The 15009-nt window shown below is 62.4% G+C and carries 14 protein-coding genes and 2 tRNA genes; 8 read left to right on the forward strand and 8 right to left on the reverse strand.

Features of this window, described 5'->3' with window-relative positions; genetic code table 11:
• Positions 1–50 precede the first annotated feature (50 nt).
• The 5 genes from M3G14_RS02470 to gyrA form a co-directional block, all read right to left on the reverse strand.
• Complete coding sequence (locus tag M3G14_RS02470; protein ID WP_259924418.1) at positions 51–3278, reverse strand: hypothetical protein; 3228 nt, start codon at positions 3276–3278, stop codon at positions 51–53.
• Between the two features lie 425 nt (positions 3279–3703).
• A tRNA-Ala gene (locus M3G14_RS02475) sits at positions 3704–3776 on the reverse strand.
• 32 nt (positions 3777–3808) lie between these two features.
• Positions 3809–3882: transfer RNA gene (locus M3G14_RS02480), tRNA-Ile, on the reverse strand.
• Between the two features lie 105 nt (positions 3883–3987).
• The gene (locus tag M3G14_RS02485; RefSeq protein WP_259924419.1) at positions 3988–4332 is read right to left on the reverse strand and encodes a DUF3566 domain-containing protein; all 345 of its coding nucleotides are present in this window, start codon (positions 4330–4332) and stop codon (positions 3988–3990) included.
• A gap of 3 nt (positions 4333–4335) precedes the next feature.
• On the reverse strand, positions 4336–6912 hold the full coding sequence (gene gyrA, locus M3G14_RS02490; protein WP_259924420.1) for a DNA gyrase subunit A: 2577 nt from the start codon (positions 6910–6912) through the stop codon (positions 4336–4338).
• 84 nt (positions 6913–6996) lie between these two features.
• Here gyrA and M3G14_RS02495 point away from each other — a divergent pair, with 84 nt between their 5' ends.
• The 8 genes from M3G14_RS02495 (at position 6997) to M3G14_RS02530 (ending at position 10972) form a co-directional block, all read left to right on the forward strand.
• Complete coding sequence (locus M3G14_RS02495) at positions 6997–7206, forward strand: CopG family transcriptional regulator (RefSeq protein ID WP_259924421.1); 210 nt, start codon at positions 6997–6999, stop codon at positions 7204–7206.
• A gap of 3 nt (positions 7207–7209) precedes the next feature.
• Positions 7210–7482 carry a TetR family transcriptional regulator gene (locus M3G14_RS02500; protein ID WP_259924422.1) on the forward strand — a complete coding sequence of 91 codons (273 nt, stop codon included), beginning with the start codon at positions 7210–7212 and terminating at the stop codon, positions 7480–7482.
• A gap of 62 nt (positions 7483–7544) precedes the next feature.
• Complete coding sequence (locus tag M3G14_RS02505; protein WP_259924423.1) at positions 7545–7838, forward strand: helix-turn-helix domain-containing protein; 294 nt, start codon at positions 7545–7547, stop codon at positions 7836–7838.
• A gap of 9 nt (positions 7839–7847) precedes the next feature.
• Positions 7848–9206: a type II toxin-antitoxin system HipA family toxin gene (locus M3G14_RS02510; protein WP_259924424.1), complete on the forward strand. Its 1359-nt coding sequence runs from the start codon at positions 7848–7850 to the stop codon at positions 9204–9206.
• A gap of 62 nt (positions 9207–9268) precedes the next feature.
• Entirely contained in the window at positions 9269–9691 is a 423-nt protein-coding gene (locus M3G14_RS02515; protein ID WP_259924425.1) for a hypothetical protein, read from the forward strand.
• A 340-nt stretch (positions 9692–10031) separates the two neighbouring features.
• Positions 10032–10190: a hypothetical protein gene (locus tag M3G14_RS02520; RefSeq protein WP_259924426.1), complete on the forward strand. Its 159-nt coding sequence runs from the start codon at positions 10032–10034 to the stop codon at positions 10188–10190.
• Between the two features lie 170 nt (positions 10191–10360).
• Positions 10361–10498: a hypothetical protein gene (locus M3G14_RS02525; protein WP_259924427.1), complete on the forward strand. Its 138-nt coding sequence runs from the start codon at positions 10361–10363 to the stop codon at positions 10496–10498.
• A gap of 36 nt (positions 10499–10534) precedes the next feature.
• A complete protein-coding gene (locus tag M3G14_RS02530) occupies positions 10535–10972 on the forward strand; it encodes a DUF6918 family protein (RefSeq protein WP_259924428.1) in 438 nt (145 codons plus the stop codon).
• 59 nt (positions 10973–11031) lie between these two features.
• Here the strand turns inward: M3G14_RS02530 and gyrB are convergent, their stop codons facing one another.
• The 3 genes from gyrB to recF all read right to left on the reverse strand — a co-directional run bounded on the left by gyrB (position 11032) and on the right by recF (position 14992).
• Positions 11032–13101 (reverse strand): DNA topoisomerase (ATP-hydrolyzing) subunit B, encoded by a 2070-nt coding sequence (gyrB, locus tag M3G14_RS02535; RefSeq protein ID WP_259924429.1) that lies wholly within the window; start codon positions 13099–13101, stop codon positions 11032–11034.
• Between the two features lie 126 nt (positions 13102–13227).
• On the reverse strand, positions 13228–13815 hold the full coding sequence (locus M3G14_RS02540; RefSeq protein ID WP_396122176.1) for a DciA family protein: 588 nt from the start codon (positions 13813–13815) through the stop codon (positions 13228–13230).
• Entirely contained in the window at positions 13799–14992 is a 1194-nt protein-coding gene (gene recF, locus M3G14_RS02545) for a DNA replication/repair protein RecF (protein ID WP_259924431.1), read from the reverse strand. The genes M3G14_RS02540 and recF overlap by 17 nt, the downstream gene beginning before the upstream one ends.
• Between the last annotated feature and the right edge of the window lie 17 nt (positions 14993–15009).

Consider the following 15009-nt stretch of genomic DNA (forward strand, 5'->3'; position numbering starts at 1 on the left):
CTGCGCGGGCCATCAACCCACGCAAGCGGCTTCCGCTAGTCGCCTAGAGACTACTTCTCAGCAGCAGACCCTTCCTCAGGCTTTGCAGCCTCAGTCTCGGCCGGCTTGCCGGAGGAGCCGTACATCAGCGTGTCGTTGTTCGTCGCCTTACCCAGCTGGTAGGAGGAGGTCGACTCCTCCTGGCCGCAGGCACGCAGAACCGCGTCGCCAATCAGCAGGCCAGCAGTGATCACGCCGAGCGCACCGGCAGCCATGCCGATCATCTCGGAGTTCTCGATCGCGAACGCACCCTGCAGGCCCGCGGCGCGCTCTGCGCGATCGCGGTCGTAAATGCCCAGACCATGCTGGATACGGTCGTTCGCCTCACGGATGGCCGAGTTCAGCTGACCACGCAAGCCCTCAAGACCCGGGATGTGCACCTGAGACAGCACGCCCAGCGGGATCAGCAGCAGCAGCGGCGAAGCCAGGCCCACCAGGGAAGCGATGCACTTCGGGTCGGAGGAACCAACGTTGACGTTGCCGGCACCCTGGTTGTTGTCGGTTTCGATGTTGATCTCGAAGATGAAGCTATTCTCGCTGCCCTTCGGAGTCACCACAAGCGCAGTGGTGCCGTCCGGGATGCCACCGTTTTCGATGGTGTAGCTGCCGTCGCCGTTGTCCTTGATGTACTTGTCATCAATCGGCTTGAGGTTCTTGCAATCCTTGGCGTCCTTCGGCGGGTTCTTGTCCGTGCAGACCTTGAACTCGAGGTCGCCCTTCTCCTTCACCACAATCGTGATCGAGCCGTCATCATTGCGGGTGATCTCCGGCTTCTCGATGGTCTCGCCGCCGGAAGTCTCCGGGATCTCCGCCTCGATGATGCGGACCGGGTTGCCGTTAGCATCGCGCTCCTCGATGAGGATGGTGCCGGTCTTGCCCTCGATCGGCTTGAGGGTGAGCTTGCCGTGCTCGTCCGGATCCGGGTTCTCGACCAGGTCGTAGCCGCGAACGATGCGCAGGGTGTTGCCCTTGCCCGGGGTCTCCCAGCTCTCGATCTTCGGATCGATGGTCTTGCGTACCTCGGTGAACTTCAGCTCGCGAGTCTGCTCGGTGATCTCGATGATGTGGCGGTTGACCACCTCACCGGTCTTGGTCTTCTCCACAACAGTCACGAAGTTGCCGGCAGTGTCCTTATTCGGGGTGAGGATCCACTTGCCGTCCTTCTCGGTGACGGTGACGTAATCGCCACCCTTGATCACCTCGTAGGTGTTATCGTTGCGAATGGTCACAGTGAAGTTGCCCAGCTCGGAGACCTTGAAGGAGCTCTCACCAGTGGTGGTATCGCTTCCTGCGCCACCGTTAACTGGGGTGATGTTCAGGACGTAGCGAGTTGTCTTCGTGCCATTGGTGAACTCGATGATGGCGGTGCCCTTGGCACCCTTGTTCGGGGTGACAACGAAGTCGGTGCCCTCGCCCGTGACCTTAATCAGGTCCTCGCCCTTAATGATCTTGTAGGTCGAGTTCTCCGAGGTCGTGAGCGTGACCTCAGAGCGGTCGGTGACGTTGTAGGTGAACTCGGAAGCCTTCGCCGGCTTCAGGTTCAGGATCCAACGCGTGACCGGCAGACCGCGAGAGTTCTGCACCTCAATGACAACCTTGCCCTCGGCACCGTCGACGAACTCCGGAACAAACTGCTTCTCGTCCCCCTTCGGCGCGTTCTTCAGCAGGTTCTCGCCCTCGACAACGACGATGCGCTGCAGGTCGCTCGTCCGTTTGACGTAGACCGTGGAGCCTTCGTTGACGTCCTGCTCGTACTCGCGCACTTCGCTCTTGGTCACGTTGATGGTGTAGCGAACCACGACATCATCGCCGCGGCGCTCCTCCACAACAACCTTGCCCTCAAAGCCCTGGTCCGGCATCAGGCGGGTGACGGTCTTGCCGTCCTTCTCCACCTCAGCAACGGTGACCTTGTCCTTGCCCTCAACGACAACAATTTCGTGGTCTTCAGCACCCTTGGTGATCTCGACCGTCTGGCGGTCCTTGATCTCCTGGGTGACTTCCTGGGTGTCCACCTTCACGCCAGCTGGGGTGGAGATCAGCGTGTAGGTGCCGACCAGGACGCGGTTGCCGTCAACGTTCTCGTAGAGGTTCGCGACGATGACGCCCTCGGCGTTCGGCGTGATGGTGATCTTGCCGTTGGCCTTGTTCACATCGGCGATGTCCTCGCCCTGCTTGAAGTCCAGGTCGTAGTCACCGTCGGCGTCGAGAATGAAGTCATCGCCGACGCTTACGGTCTCGGTCACGACGTCAACAAGCACGTTGTTGCCCTGGCGCACATCAAGGGTGAACTGGTGGGTGTTGCCCTCGGCATCCTTGATGGTGATGACGACCTTGCCGGTCTTATCCGATTTCGGGGTGAGCACCCACACGCCCTGGTCGTTCTTCTTCAGGGAGTCGACGATGTTTTCGCCCTCAATGATCTTCGGCTCGCCCTGGGCGTTATCGATCTCCAGCTTGTAGGCGTTGGAGTTACCGATCACGCGGTGCTGATCAAACTTGCTATCCGGCGCGATGTTGAAGATGTAGTTGTTCTCGTTGCGCGGACGCTCGCCCGGCTCGTGGACGGAGATCTTCGCCTTGGCGCTGATGACACCCTCGTTCGGCGTGACGATGAGCTTGTCACCCTTCTGGGTGGTGGTGATGTAGGCGCCACCCTCCTCGATCTTGTAATCCCAGCCCTTGGGGATCTGGATCTCCTGGGAAGCGCCAGCAACCGTGACGTTGAAGTAGTGGTTGTTTACCACAACGTCCTTGGTCGTGATCTCCTTCTGCGCCTTGTTGATCACGTGGATGGTGTACTCGTGACGGTTGCCCTCGTTGTCCACCACAACGATGCGGACGTCGCCCTCGCCTTCCTTCACCGGGGTGATGACAAGCCCGTCCTTGGACTTGGTCACCTTGACCAGGCCCTTGGAATCGTCGACAAAGTCGATCTTCCAATCGCTGAGCTTCTCTACGACGATGTAGCGCTCTTCCTTCTTCTGGGAAAAGTCAAAGCCGTACTCGTACTTGCGGTAGTAACGCTCGACCACGGTCGTGCGCTCCACGCGCTCCTCAGTGCGGTTCTCCACCGTGGTGGTCACCGCCGGCTTCGGCGCGTTCGTCACCGTCTCGGTGGTGGTAGTCGGCGCAGCCGTCTCCGTGACGGTCACGTCCGCAGCCTTCTCCTGCGCCGAAGCAGCGGGAGTAATAGCGACAACGCCGCTCGTAGCGACGACGGAGGTAATAAGCGAAGCCATGATGCGCTTCTTAAGATTTGCGTTTTGCAACGGCCCAATCCTTAAAACTTGTCGGAGATAATCGAAGCAGCCTGGAGATCTCCTGAACACGGATCTACACACTGACAGACTTTCATTCAATCACAACTGTTTCGTGGAAAGTAGTCCACTATTCCCCCAGCGTCGGGAAAATTCGCACCACAGCGCGCACAGCGGGAATTAAGGCAAGCGACAAACGCGCTGACCTTGGTCTTTCCAACCTGACAAAAACCCAAAAATGTTGACGTGATATGTGCCACATTTTTGTGTTTGTAACTCAGAAAAGGGGTATTCGCGTCGGAAAAACTTAAAATCAGCACAGAAAACGGCGCACCGCGCAACCGGGAAGCGCACAGCACAACAACCCCCGCACCGCGCTGTGGCGGTGCGGGGGTTGTCTCACACTGTGGAGCATAGGAGAATCGAACTCCTGACATCCTGCTTGCAAAGCAGGTGCTCTACCAACTGAGCTAATGCCCCATTGCCGAGACCCTATATTACTAGTGTCTCCGTGGGCCTAGCAAGAATCGAACTTGCGACCTCATCGTTATCAGCGATGCGCTCTAACCGACTGAGCTATAGGCCCTGGCAACGGATAAGAATATTACGCACCATTGCCATAACCACCAAATCCGCAGGTAGGGGTGCGTATCGACGCCTTGAACGTGGCGTCGATAAGCACTCTTTGGCCCTACTTTGCGCGGTTGGACATGGTGAAGCTGACGCCGCCCACGAGATCAGCGATGCTGTTGTAAATCACCACGGTCAGCGGCGCCATGATCGCGGTAAACACCACGCCAATCAGGCCGAGCAGGCCGGCGGCCGACAGGCAGACCTTCATGTCGATGACCTGGTCCCCGCCGACGCCGCCGATGAGCGAGTTGACCGACTCAATCACCCCGGCCTGCTCGAGGCCGAAATAGACGATGGTCACGCCGATCATCCACGCCACAAACCCGATGAGCGCCAGGATCGTCGCCACCTTAAACACCGAGCTCGCGCCGATGTTGCGGATGGTTACCTTCCGTGCGGCCATCGCTTACTCCTCACCCTCGGGGCCACCGCTTATCGACGACTGCGTCGCCTCCTGCGCCTCCTCCATGGTCTTCTCACCCTTTGCCACCGCAGTGGCCTCCTCCTCGCCGGAGTCCTCGACGTTGACGTCGATGGCGAGCAGCTCGACATCGTCGGCAAGATCGACCAGACGCACGCCCATCGTCGCGCGCGAGGACGGGCGGATCTGGCTGACCTCGGTGCGGATCACGCCGCCGGCCGAGGTAATGGCGAAGATCTGGTCCTCCTCGTCGACCGCGAGCGCGCCGATGAGCTTGCCGCGCTTCGGCGTGTACTTGAACGTCATCACGCCCATGCCGCCGCGGCCCTGCTGGTTGTACTCCTCAATGGCGGTGCGCTTACCGTAGCCGCCGGAGGTGGCCACGAGCAGGAACTCGCCGTCCTGGACCACCGTCATGGCCAGCAGCTGATCGTCGTCGCGGAAGCGCATGCCCTTCACGCCCGCAGTCGCGCGACCCATCGGGCGCAGTTGCTCGTCGTCCGCGGCAAAGCGGATCGCCTGGCCCTGTTCGGAGACCAACAAGATGTCGTCCTCCTCGTTGGTTAGCGCGGCACCGATGAGCGCGTCGCCCTCGTTGAGGTTGATGGCGATAAGACCCGCGGAGCGCGCCGACTCGTAGTCGGTCAAGCGCGACTTCTTCACGCGGCCATCGCGGGTGGCCAGCACCAGGTAGGGCGCGTCCTCGTAGGACTGGATCTGGATGATCTGGGCGATCTTCTCCTCCGGCTGGAACTCCAGCAGGTTGGCCACGTGCTGCCCGCGGGCGGTGCGGCCCGCCTCCGGCAGCTCGTAGGCCTTGAGCCGGTAGACGCGGCCGAAATTAGTAAAGAAGAGGATCCAATCGTGCGTGGAGCAGATGAAGAAGTGCTTGACCACGTCGTCCTGCTTCAGCTCCGCGCCGCGCACGCCCTTGCCGCCACGCTTCTGGCTCTTGTACGCATCCACCTTGGTGCGCTTGGCGTAGCCGGTGGAGGTGATGGTCACCACGACGTTCTCGCGCGCAATCAGGTCCTCCTCCGTCACGTCGCCGGTGGCGGCCACGATCTTGGTGCGGCGCTCGTCGCCGAACTTCTCCACGATTTCCTTCAGCTCGGTCGCCACGATGTTGCGCTGGCGCTCCGGCTTGGCCAGGATGTCCTTGTAGTCCGCGATCTGGCGCTCAATCTCCGCCAGGTCGTCCACGATCTTCTGGCGCTCCAGCGCGGCCAGGCGGCGCAGCTGCATGGCGAGGATTTCGTTGGCTTGGATCTCGTCGACGTCGAGAAGCTTCATGAGCCCCTGGCGCGCATCGTCCACCGTCGGGCTGCGACGAATAAGCGCGATGACCTCGTCCAGCGCATCGAGGGCCTTGACCAGGCCGCGCAGGATGTGGGCGCGCTTCTCCGCCTCGTCCAAGCGGTACTGGGTGCGGCGAACAATGACCTCGATCTGGTGCTGCACGTAGTAACGCAGCATCTGATCAAGGCGCAGCGTGCGCGGCACACCATCGACGATGGAGAGCATGTTGGCCGAGAAATTCGTCTCGAGCTGCGAGTGCTTGTACAGGTTATTCAGCACCACGCGCGGCACGGCGTCGCGCTTGAGCTTGACCACGATGCGCATGCCGATGCGGTCCGAGGACTCGTCGTCAATGCTGGCGATGCCAGCCATCTTGCCCGCGTTGACCTGGTCCGCGATGCTGTGGATGAAGTTATCCGGGTTGACCTGGTACGGCAGCTCCGTGATCACGATGACCTGGCGGTTGCCCACCTCTTCAATCTCGGTCACGCCGCGCATGCGGATCGAGCCGCGGCCCGTGGTGTAGGCCTCCTTGATGCCCTTATCGCCCACGATCAGGCCCGCGGTGGGGAAATCCGGGCCCTTGACGTAGTTGAGCACCGCGTCCAGGGTGGTCTTCTCGTCCGCGTCGTGGTTTTCCAGGATCCAGTAGATGGCTTCGGCCAACTCGTTGAGGTTGTGCGGCGGGATGTTGGTGGCCATGCCGACCGCGATGCCGTTCGAGCCGTTCATGAGCAGGTTCGGCACGCGCGAGGGCAGCACATCCGGCTCGCGAGTCTTCGAGTCGAAGTTGGGCGAGAAATCCACCGCGTTCTCGCGGATATCGCGCACCATCTCCATCGCCAGCGGAGTGAGCTTGCACTCCGTGTAACGCATAGCGGCCGGGCCGTCGTTGCCAGGCGAGCCGAAGTTGCCCTGCCCGTGCACCAGCGGGTAGCGCATCGCCCACGGCTGCGCCATGCGCACCAGGGTGTCGTAGATCGCCCTGTCGCCGTGCGGGTGGTAGTTACTCATCGTCTCGCCGACGGCCTTCACGCTCTTGACAAAAGAGCGCTCCGGGCGGAAGCCGGCGTCGTACATCGCGTAGATAACGCGGCGGTGCACCGGCTTCATGCCGTCGCGCACCTCAGGAAGCGCGCGACCCACGATCACGCTCATCGCGTAATCGATGTAGCTGGTCTGCATCTCCTCATTGATGTCAATGGGCTGGATGGCGTCGAAACCGCCGCCACCTACGCCGCCACCTAGAGTGTCATCACTCATTGCTCACCTTTCTTTACTTAGCCTAGGACGCAGTTTACCGGCCCTGTAGCGCTTTGCAGGGTCCGGCAGTGGTATCAAAGTGGTATGGCTATGACACTTCGGCTCACTTCAGATGAAGACAAGGCCCTCGTATTGCTCGCCTCCGCGTGGGGCTGCTCCAAGCAGGAGGCCGCCCGCCGCGCCGTGGTCACCGCCGCCACTCGGCTGCTTGACGACGCCGCCGTCACCGACCTCGCACGCTCCACCATCCCCGGTTACAAAGCCATGGAGTCGCGCATCCGGCAGGCCAGGTAGCCCATGCGAGGTTTCAGCGCCGAGCAGCTTCTGGCCGTGGCCGACGAGTACTGCGCGGTGACAGGTACTCGGGTGCGCTCCTTCTCCGCGCTGGTTGCCTGCGCAGCTGTTCCAGGTGCCCGGGTGCACGGGGTGCCTGTCTTTGACACGGCTTCGCGTGCTGCAAAGGCGCTGGCTGCAGCGGTGCGCAGGATGGAGCCGTTGACGGCTGGCAATTCCGGGTTCGCGGAGATTGCTGCGGAGGTGTATTTGCGGTGGGTTGGGATGGAGTTGTGATACTGCGGTATCGGCGGTGTTCTTCCATCCTCTTCCCTACTCATTTTTGATACATTTAAGCCATGAGTAGCTCACAAATGAGTAGGCGCACTCCTCCCAAGGTGTCTGCGGCGCTGCGCGAGGTGGGCGCCAACCTCCAACAGTGGCGGCGTCTCAATCGCCTCTCCATCGAGGACGCGGCCTTCCGGGCTGGGGTGAGCGTGTCCACGCTGCGCCGTCTTGAGCAGGGACACGGCGCAACCCTGGAGAACTTCATGCGCGTTGCGCACATCTACCGGATCCTCGGTGACGTCCAGGGCGCGACCGACCCGCTCAACCACGACCGGGGCCGAGCGCTGATTACCACCCTCCTGTAGGAGACTGCAATGAAACAACCGCCAATCGAGGTGTTCCTCACCCTCTCCGGCCAAAACGTGACCGTGGGCACCTACTACCCGCACCCGCGAGGCGCTGGCACATTCGCATACTCCCAGGAATGGATTGCGCACCCCGAGGCGTACCCGCTTACTCCCCACCTTGACCTGCGGGAAGGAAACCAACCGCTCACGATGGGCCCAGGTGCCTTACCCGTCGCGTTTTCTGATTCTGCCCCGGACCGCTGGGGCCGAAAAGTCATCAGGAAACAGTTCGCCGCGCGGGGAGAGCAGCCCCTACCAACGGACTACCTCCTGTCTGTGGCGGACAAGTTCCGCATGGGTGCGTTGCGCTACCGCGTCAACGGAGAGGTGCAGGCACCGCTGTCGCGAGTTCCGAAGGTGATTGAACTCGACGCGTTGGAACGCGCCGCGCGAGAAGTAGACGCAGACGAAGATACGGCGGATGTCCTGGAGCGCCTCGTCGTCGCAGGCTCCTCCCTTGGCGGCGCGCGGCCGAAGGCCACCGTGGTGGATGACCGCGGGCACACGATGATGGCAAAGTTCGCAGCCGCAGATGACAAGGACATTGACGTCTGCGCGTGGGAAAAGGTGTGCCTCGATATTGCCCGGCTTTCAAAAATCACCACACCGGAGGCGACCTTAAAGTCCATCAACGGACGGAATGTCTTGCTCATGGAACGCTTTGACCGTGAGTACGACGTTGACGGCAACGAGACGCGGGTGCCGTACATGTCGGCCATGACCATGCTCGACGCGGCAGACAACGACAATGATTTCACGATGGTTGAGGTCGCCGAAGCGTTCAGAGTGGAGGGCGGCAGCAGTGCAGATCTGGCGGAAATATTCTCCCGTACGGCGCTGAATCTGCTTGTGGGCAACACCGACAATCACCTCCGCAACCACGGGTTTCTCTACAAACACGAGGTGTGGCAACTCTCCCCGCTTTTCGACGTAACTCCTGCCACCACCAAGACCGATTTCGCTTTGCCGGTTGCTCCCGGAGAGCCGGACACGATTGACACGCTGCTGGGCAACGCCGAATGGTTTGCCCTCGACCAGAAAGAGGCGCGCACCCGGCTCGCGACGGTGGCCTCAGCAGTGCGTCAGTGGCCAGCGCTGGCGCGGAAAAACGGCATCCCCCCGTCGCAGGACATCTATGTGCAACCCGGTTTTGAAGGCGAGCACCTCGCCCGAGCGCTCACGCTTACCCATGATGTGGAAACACTGGAGGTTGAGGATCGCGACACAACCGAGGGTCTGCCCCGCTGCTCGCGCTGCGGGCGGGTGCTGCGCACTCCCGAGGCGATCGCCCGAGGCATGGGCAGCACCTGTGCATCGAAACAGTGATAACACCGCCGCGCGCGGCACGCCGGTTCCCCCAAACCCTCCGACGGCATAGAGTGTTGTGCATGAGAAAACGCTCCCTTGCCGCGCTCACCGCGGCCGCCCTCGCCTTCGCCGTCCCCGCCCCCGCGCACGCAGGTGTCGCCGAGCTGTCCTCCGCCGGTTCATCGGGCTCCGGTAGCTCGAAGGTCCCCGAGGGCGAAGTCCCCGAGGATGGCCCAAAGGTGCCCGAGCAGCCCGCGCTCGGCAGCGCGTACACGGGCTCGGCCCCGCTCTCGCTGGGCATCGCTGCCGCTGCGACCTTCATCGCGGTGCAATTGCTTATCGACGCCACCCCGCCCCTGCGCCAAGCCGTCGACGACATCGCCAAGCAAGCTGGTCTGCAAGGCGTCTATGGGTCCTCGGAGGGCAACCGCATTTTCGACGTGCCAGCGTGGATCGCGATGGCGGAGGAGTTCGCCGGCCAGCTGCCGCAAATGCCCCGCTAGTTGGGGGTCCAGCTGGCACCAGAGCACCTTACGTAGCGACCAAAGTTAGCCCATGCTAGGTTTGTCACAGTTGTGGTTGCAGTGACTCATGTGACTGGTGTTCAAAGCTCCACGTCGCACTGCCCGAGTGCTGTGGCGGAAGAGCCACAACCAGCCGTTGACAGGGCGACCCCGGAAGCAGGGGTCGCCCTGTTTTTGTATGTCTACCCTGCAAGAGCTGTGGATGTATTGCTGCCACGTGTAAAAATAATTCCCGTTTACCTGAGCGATATACGAGTACTTGCTTTATACTCAGTTCCGACATGCAAATCGTCTTCTACTTCACAGTAAGGAACTCATTATGATCGCTTCCATCGTTGGCTCCGTCGTCGGTCTGGCTTCCTCCGTCGCAACCATCTGGGCAGTGCTCGAGGTCTACACCACCGCTCAGCGCCACCCGGGCATGCCGATCGACCGCGCAGCCCGCATCGCTGCTGCGAAGTACGGCATCCGCTTCTAAGCTCGACGCAGCAACGCCGAGCCCGAGCGCTGTGGCGGAAGAGCCACACCATGGGGCGATCCCTTTCTCGGGATCGCCCCATCTCTATGTACGACAAGCGGCGGGGGTAATACAATACCTTTTGTAGCCTGGACTATTCTTAGAGTAAACCGTTACAGAAAGGATCAATCATGATCGCTACCATCCTCAGCTCCCTCGCCTTCATCTGGGCGATCCTTGAGACCTTTGTCGTTGGTAAGAACCACCCCACCATGCCCATCGCGGAAACTGCACGCACCGCAGCTGCTCGCAACGGCGTCAACTTCTAAGCCAAACCCGCGCGCTCCGAGAAGTAGACTGTCTGCATGTCTGATTTGAAGAAGCTGCTTGACCCCACCACCCGCCCCGCAGTAGCCAACGACCTTGCCGAGCTGGCGGAGACGACCACCGCCAACCAGTCGGGCCTGACCGGCATGGCGATGAAGTCGGCCCTTGCTGCCGGTAAGAAGGCTGACGCGGACGCCATCCCCAAGGGCATGAACAAAGTCCTGCCCAAGGTGGTTGACGGGCTGGGTCCCCACTGGGCGAAGTTCCAGGCCGAGCAGGGCAGCGATTTTGGCAGCTATCTTGCGACGCACGAGAAGGAAGTCGTAGACGACCTGGTCAAAGCCGCCGATGCCGCGGTGGATTCGCTGCCGGGCCCGGTGAAGAAGGTCTACACCTCGCTGCGCAACAAGGCCGCAAAGATTGTCGGCCCGGCCCTGCCTGAGCTTGGTCAGATCGTGCAGAAGCACACCAAATAACACGCCAAAGACAAAAGGCGCGGCCCTAGAAAAGGGACCGCGCCTTCGCCATACAAAGACTAGACGTCGAGGAAGCGAACGTCCTTCGCCTTGCGGGTAATGAAGCTGCGGCGAGCCGCCACGTCGTCGCCCATCAGGATGCTGAACAGCTCGTCGGCGCGCTGCGCATCTTCCAGCTCAACGCGGCGCAGGATGCGGGTTTCTGGGTTGAGTGTGGTCTCCCACAGCTCCTTCGCGTTCATCTCGCCCAGACCCTTGTAGCGCTGGATGCCGTCGTCGGTGTTGATCTTGCGGTTGGCTTCAAGGCCTTCGGCAAGGAGGCGGTCGCGGTCGGCGTCGGTAAACGCGTAGCCGGGCTGGCCCTTCGCCCACTTCAGCTTGTACAGCGGCGGGTTCGCCAGGAAGACGTGCCCGTCCTTGACCAGGTCCGGCATGAAGCGGAAGAGCAGCGTGAGCAGCAGGGTGGCGATGTGCTGGCCGTCCACATCCGCATCGGCCATGAGCACGATCTTGTGGTAGCGCAGCTTGTTGATGTCAAACTCGTCGTGGATACCGGTACCCAGCGCCGTGATGATGGCCTGGACCTCGGCGTTCTTCAGCACGCGGTCCATGCGCGCCTTCTCCACGTTCAGGATCTTGCCGCGCAGCGGCAGGATCGCCTGGTACATGGAGTCGCGCCCGCCCTTGGCGGAACCGCCTGCAGAGTCGCCCTCCACGATGAACAGTTCGGACTTGACCGGGTCCTTCGAGCGGCAATCCGCCAGCTTGCCGGGCAGGCCGCCCAGATCGGAAGCGGACTTGCGGCGCACCAGGTCGCGCGCCTTACGCGCCGCCTGGCGGGCCTGGGAGGAGGACACGGCCTTGTTCACAATGGCCTTCGCCTCGGCCGGGTTGGCGTCGAACCAGTCGGAGAGGTGCTCGTTGACGGTGCGCTGCACAAAGCCCTTGATCTCGGTGTTGCCCAGCTTCGTCTTCGTCTGGCCCTCGAACTGCGGGTCGGCGACGCGCACGGAGACGATGGCGGCGATGCCCTCGCGGCAGTCGTCGCCGGAAAGGTTCGGCTCCTTGTCCTTGAGCAGCTTGTGCTCGCGGGCATAGCGGTTCATCAGCGTGGTCAGCGCCGCGCGGAAGCCTTCCTCGTGCGTGCCGCCCTCGTGCGTATTAATGGTGTTGGCAAAGGTGTGCACCGACTGCTTGTAGGAGTTGTTCCACTGCAGTGCGATTTCCGCCTCGTGCTCCTCACCCTTCTGCTCGAAGCCGATGACGGTGGGGTGGATCGCGCTCTTGCCCTTGTTGATGTGCTCGACGTAGTCGATCAGCCCGTTCGGGTAGTGGAAGGTGATCTTCTTTTCGCGCTTCTTCTTCTTGTTCGGCGCGACGGCCTCGGCACCGGAGGCGTCAGCGTCCTCCACGACCGTCTCGTCGTCGAAGGAGTCCTCTTCCACCAGGGCGGCGGTTTCGCCTTCCTCGGCGATAGCCTCGAGCTCGAGCTCCTCGTCGGTGACGCGCTCGTCCTTGAGCGTAATGGTCAGGCCCTTGTTCAGGAATGCCATTTCCTGGAGGCGGCGCGAGATCGTGTCGTAGTCAAACTCGACGGTTTCAAAAATCTCCGGGTCCGGCCAGAAGCGGATCGCCGTGCCGGTGCCGCGGGCGTTGCCGCCCTCTTCGAGCTCCTCCGGCACTGCGTTGGCAAAGCGCTGGTACCAGTGCTTGCCGTCGCGCTTGATGTCCGCCTCCACGCGCGTCGACAGCGCGTTGACCACGGAAATACCCACGCCGTGCAGACCACCGGAGACCGCGTAGGACTCGGAGTCGAACTTGCCGCCGGCGTGCAGCTGCGTCATGACCACCTGCACGGTCGGCGCGCCGGAGGGGTGCATCTCTACCGGGATACCACGGCCGTTATCCACGACCTCGACCCCGCCGTCAGCCAACAGGGTGACATCGACTCGGTCGGCGTAGCCCGCCATGGCCTCGTCGACCGAGTTGTCCACGACCTCCCACACCAGGTGGTGCAGGCCGCGCGCACCGGTGGAACCGATGTACATGCCGGGGCGCTTGCGCACAGCCTCGAGACCCTCAAGGATGGTAATCGATGACGCGTCGTAGTGAGGTTGATGTTCAGCCACTGCTTGGACTCTCCTCTATTGCCAAAAGCGTGTTTAACCCGCTCTATCTTACACGGTGTGGGGGGAATTGAGGGCACCAGGCGAACCGGCGAGAGGGCGTTTCTCGCGCGGTATACGCCCCGCGGCCTACCCGTAGGTGTCCCGCGGCCCGCGGCCTTTGACGTGCAGCGGCCCGTAGCGCCAGCTCTTCGTGCGCGGCCCGAAGATGTGCAGTTTTGTAATCACATCTGGCCCCAGCTTCTCAGCGAGCGCGCGCAGGATGGTGGATTGCATGTACTTCATCTGGGTGGCCCAGGCGGTGGTGTCGCAGGTGATGTGCACCTCGCCGTCCTTGATCATCTCCACCTTTGTGTGCTGGGCAATCTTCGCGCCGACCAGCGATTCCCAGTTTCCCATCACCCAGCCATACGCCATGTGCTCGGTCCAATCGCGTTGACGGACCTCCTTGCCCACCAGCGCCGAAAACGAGGCCACCTCGTAACTTCGCGGTAGCGCGCGCCCGTCCTGCCCGGTCGGCCGCCCCCGCCGCACCCAGGGCCGCTTCTTCTCCTCGGCAAAGTTCAGGCCAGGTACCGGCACCTCTTTACTCTCGCGGAGCATTCGCTTATCGACGCTCCGCCGCGGCACCACATTCACACCCTGCCTTTTGAGGTTCGGCAGCTTCCTACCGCCGCGCCGCGCGGTTTCGCGCAGCTGCTCAAAGGTCTGTTGCACCAGATCGCTCAATCCGGGACACCCCCTCCTCCATGCGCACGGTGTAGCGCGCCGAGACGGCCTTGTCCAGGTTCCCGGGCAGGTCATCGCCCACCGCAGCGGTAATGAGCACTTGCTCGGCACCCTCCGCCACGTGCACCAAACGCTCGCGACGCTTCGCATCCAGCTCCGCGAAGACGTCGTCCAGGATGAGCACCGGCTCCACGCCGTCCTGCACTAACAGGGCGTATTCGCCCAAGTGCAGCGAAAGCGCGAAAGACCAGGTCTCGCCGTGGGAGGCGTAGCCCTTGGCCGGCGCATCGCCCAGCATGAGCACCAGGTCGTCGCGGTGCGGACCGACGAGCGTGGTGCCGCGGTCGAGCTCCTCTTCGCGGCGTCGGCCGAGCTCGGCGAGCATCGCAGCTTCCAAGATCGCTGGGTCGTGCGTTGCCTCGCCGGCGAGCTGGCGCACGGCTGTATCCAGGGTGGAGCTGTAATGGACTGCGGCCGGGCGGGATTCGGGCGCGACTGCGGTGTAGGACTCGGTGATGTGGGGCGACAGGGCGTCGATAAGCGAGAGCCGACCTGCGATGACCTGGGCGCCGAGCGCGGCGAGCTGGCCGTCCCACACATCGAGCGTGCTCAGCGCGCTGGCACCTTGCGCATCGTTGTAGCCGCGGCGCAGCACCATGTTTGAGCGCTTGAGCAGCGCGTTACGCTGGCGCAACACCTTGTCATAGTCAGCCTTCACCCCGCCCAGGCGGCGGGTGCGCAGCGCGGCGAGCGCGTCGAGGAAGCGGCGGCGCTCCGCGGGCTCGCCGGTGACTAAGCGCAGGTCCTCCGGCGAAAACATCACCGTGCGCAACACTCCGGCCAGCTCGCGCGGGGATTTCAGGCGGGTGCGGTTGATCTGCGCCTGGTTGGCGCCCGACGCCTTGAGCAAGAGGTGGGTGGTCAGGGCGCGGCCCTCGTTGATAATCGTGGCCGAGACGCGCGCGTTTTCCGCTCCAGCGCGCACCAGCGGCGCGTCCGTGCTCACGCGATGGCTGCCCAGCACGGAGGTGTAATACACCGCCTCGACGATGTTGGTCTTGCCGTGGCCGTTGCGGCCAGCAAACACCGTGACCCCCGGTTCGAGCTCCACATTGAGCTCGGGCCAAGAGCGGAAATCGCGCAGGTCAAGCTGGCTTACGTACACGAAATGCCCTTGCGCAC

Source organism: Corynebacterium sp. p3-SID1056, assembly GCF_025152525.1.
Taxonomy (GTDB): Bacteria; Actinomycetota; Actinomycetes; order Mycobacteriales; family Mycobacteriaceae; genus Corynebacterium.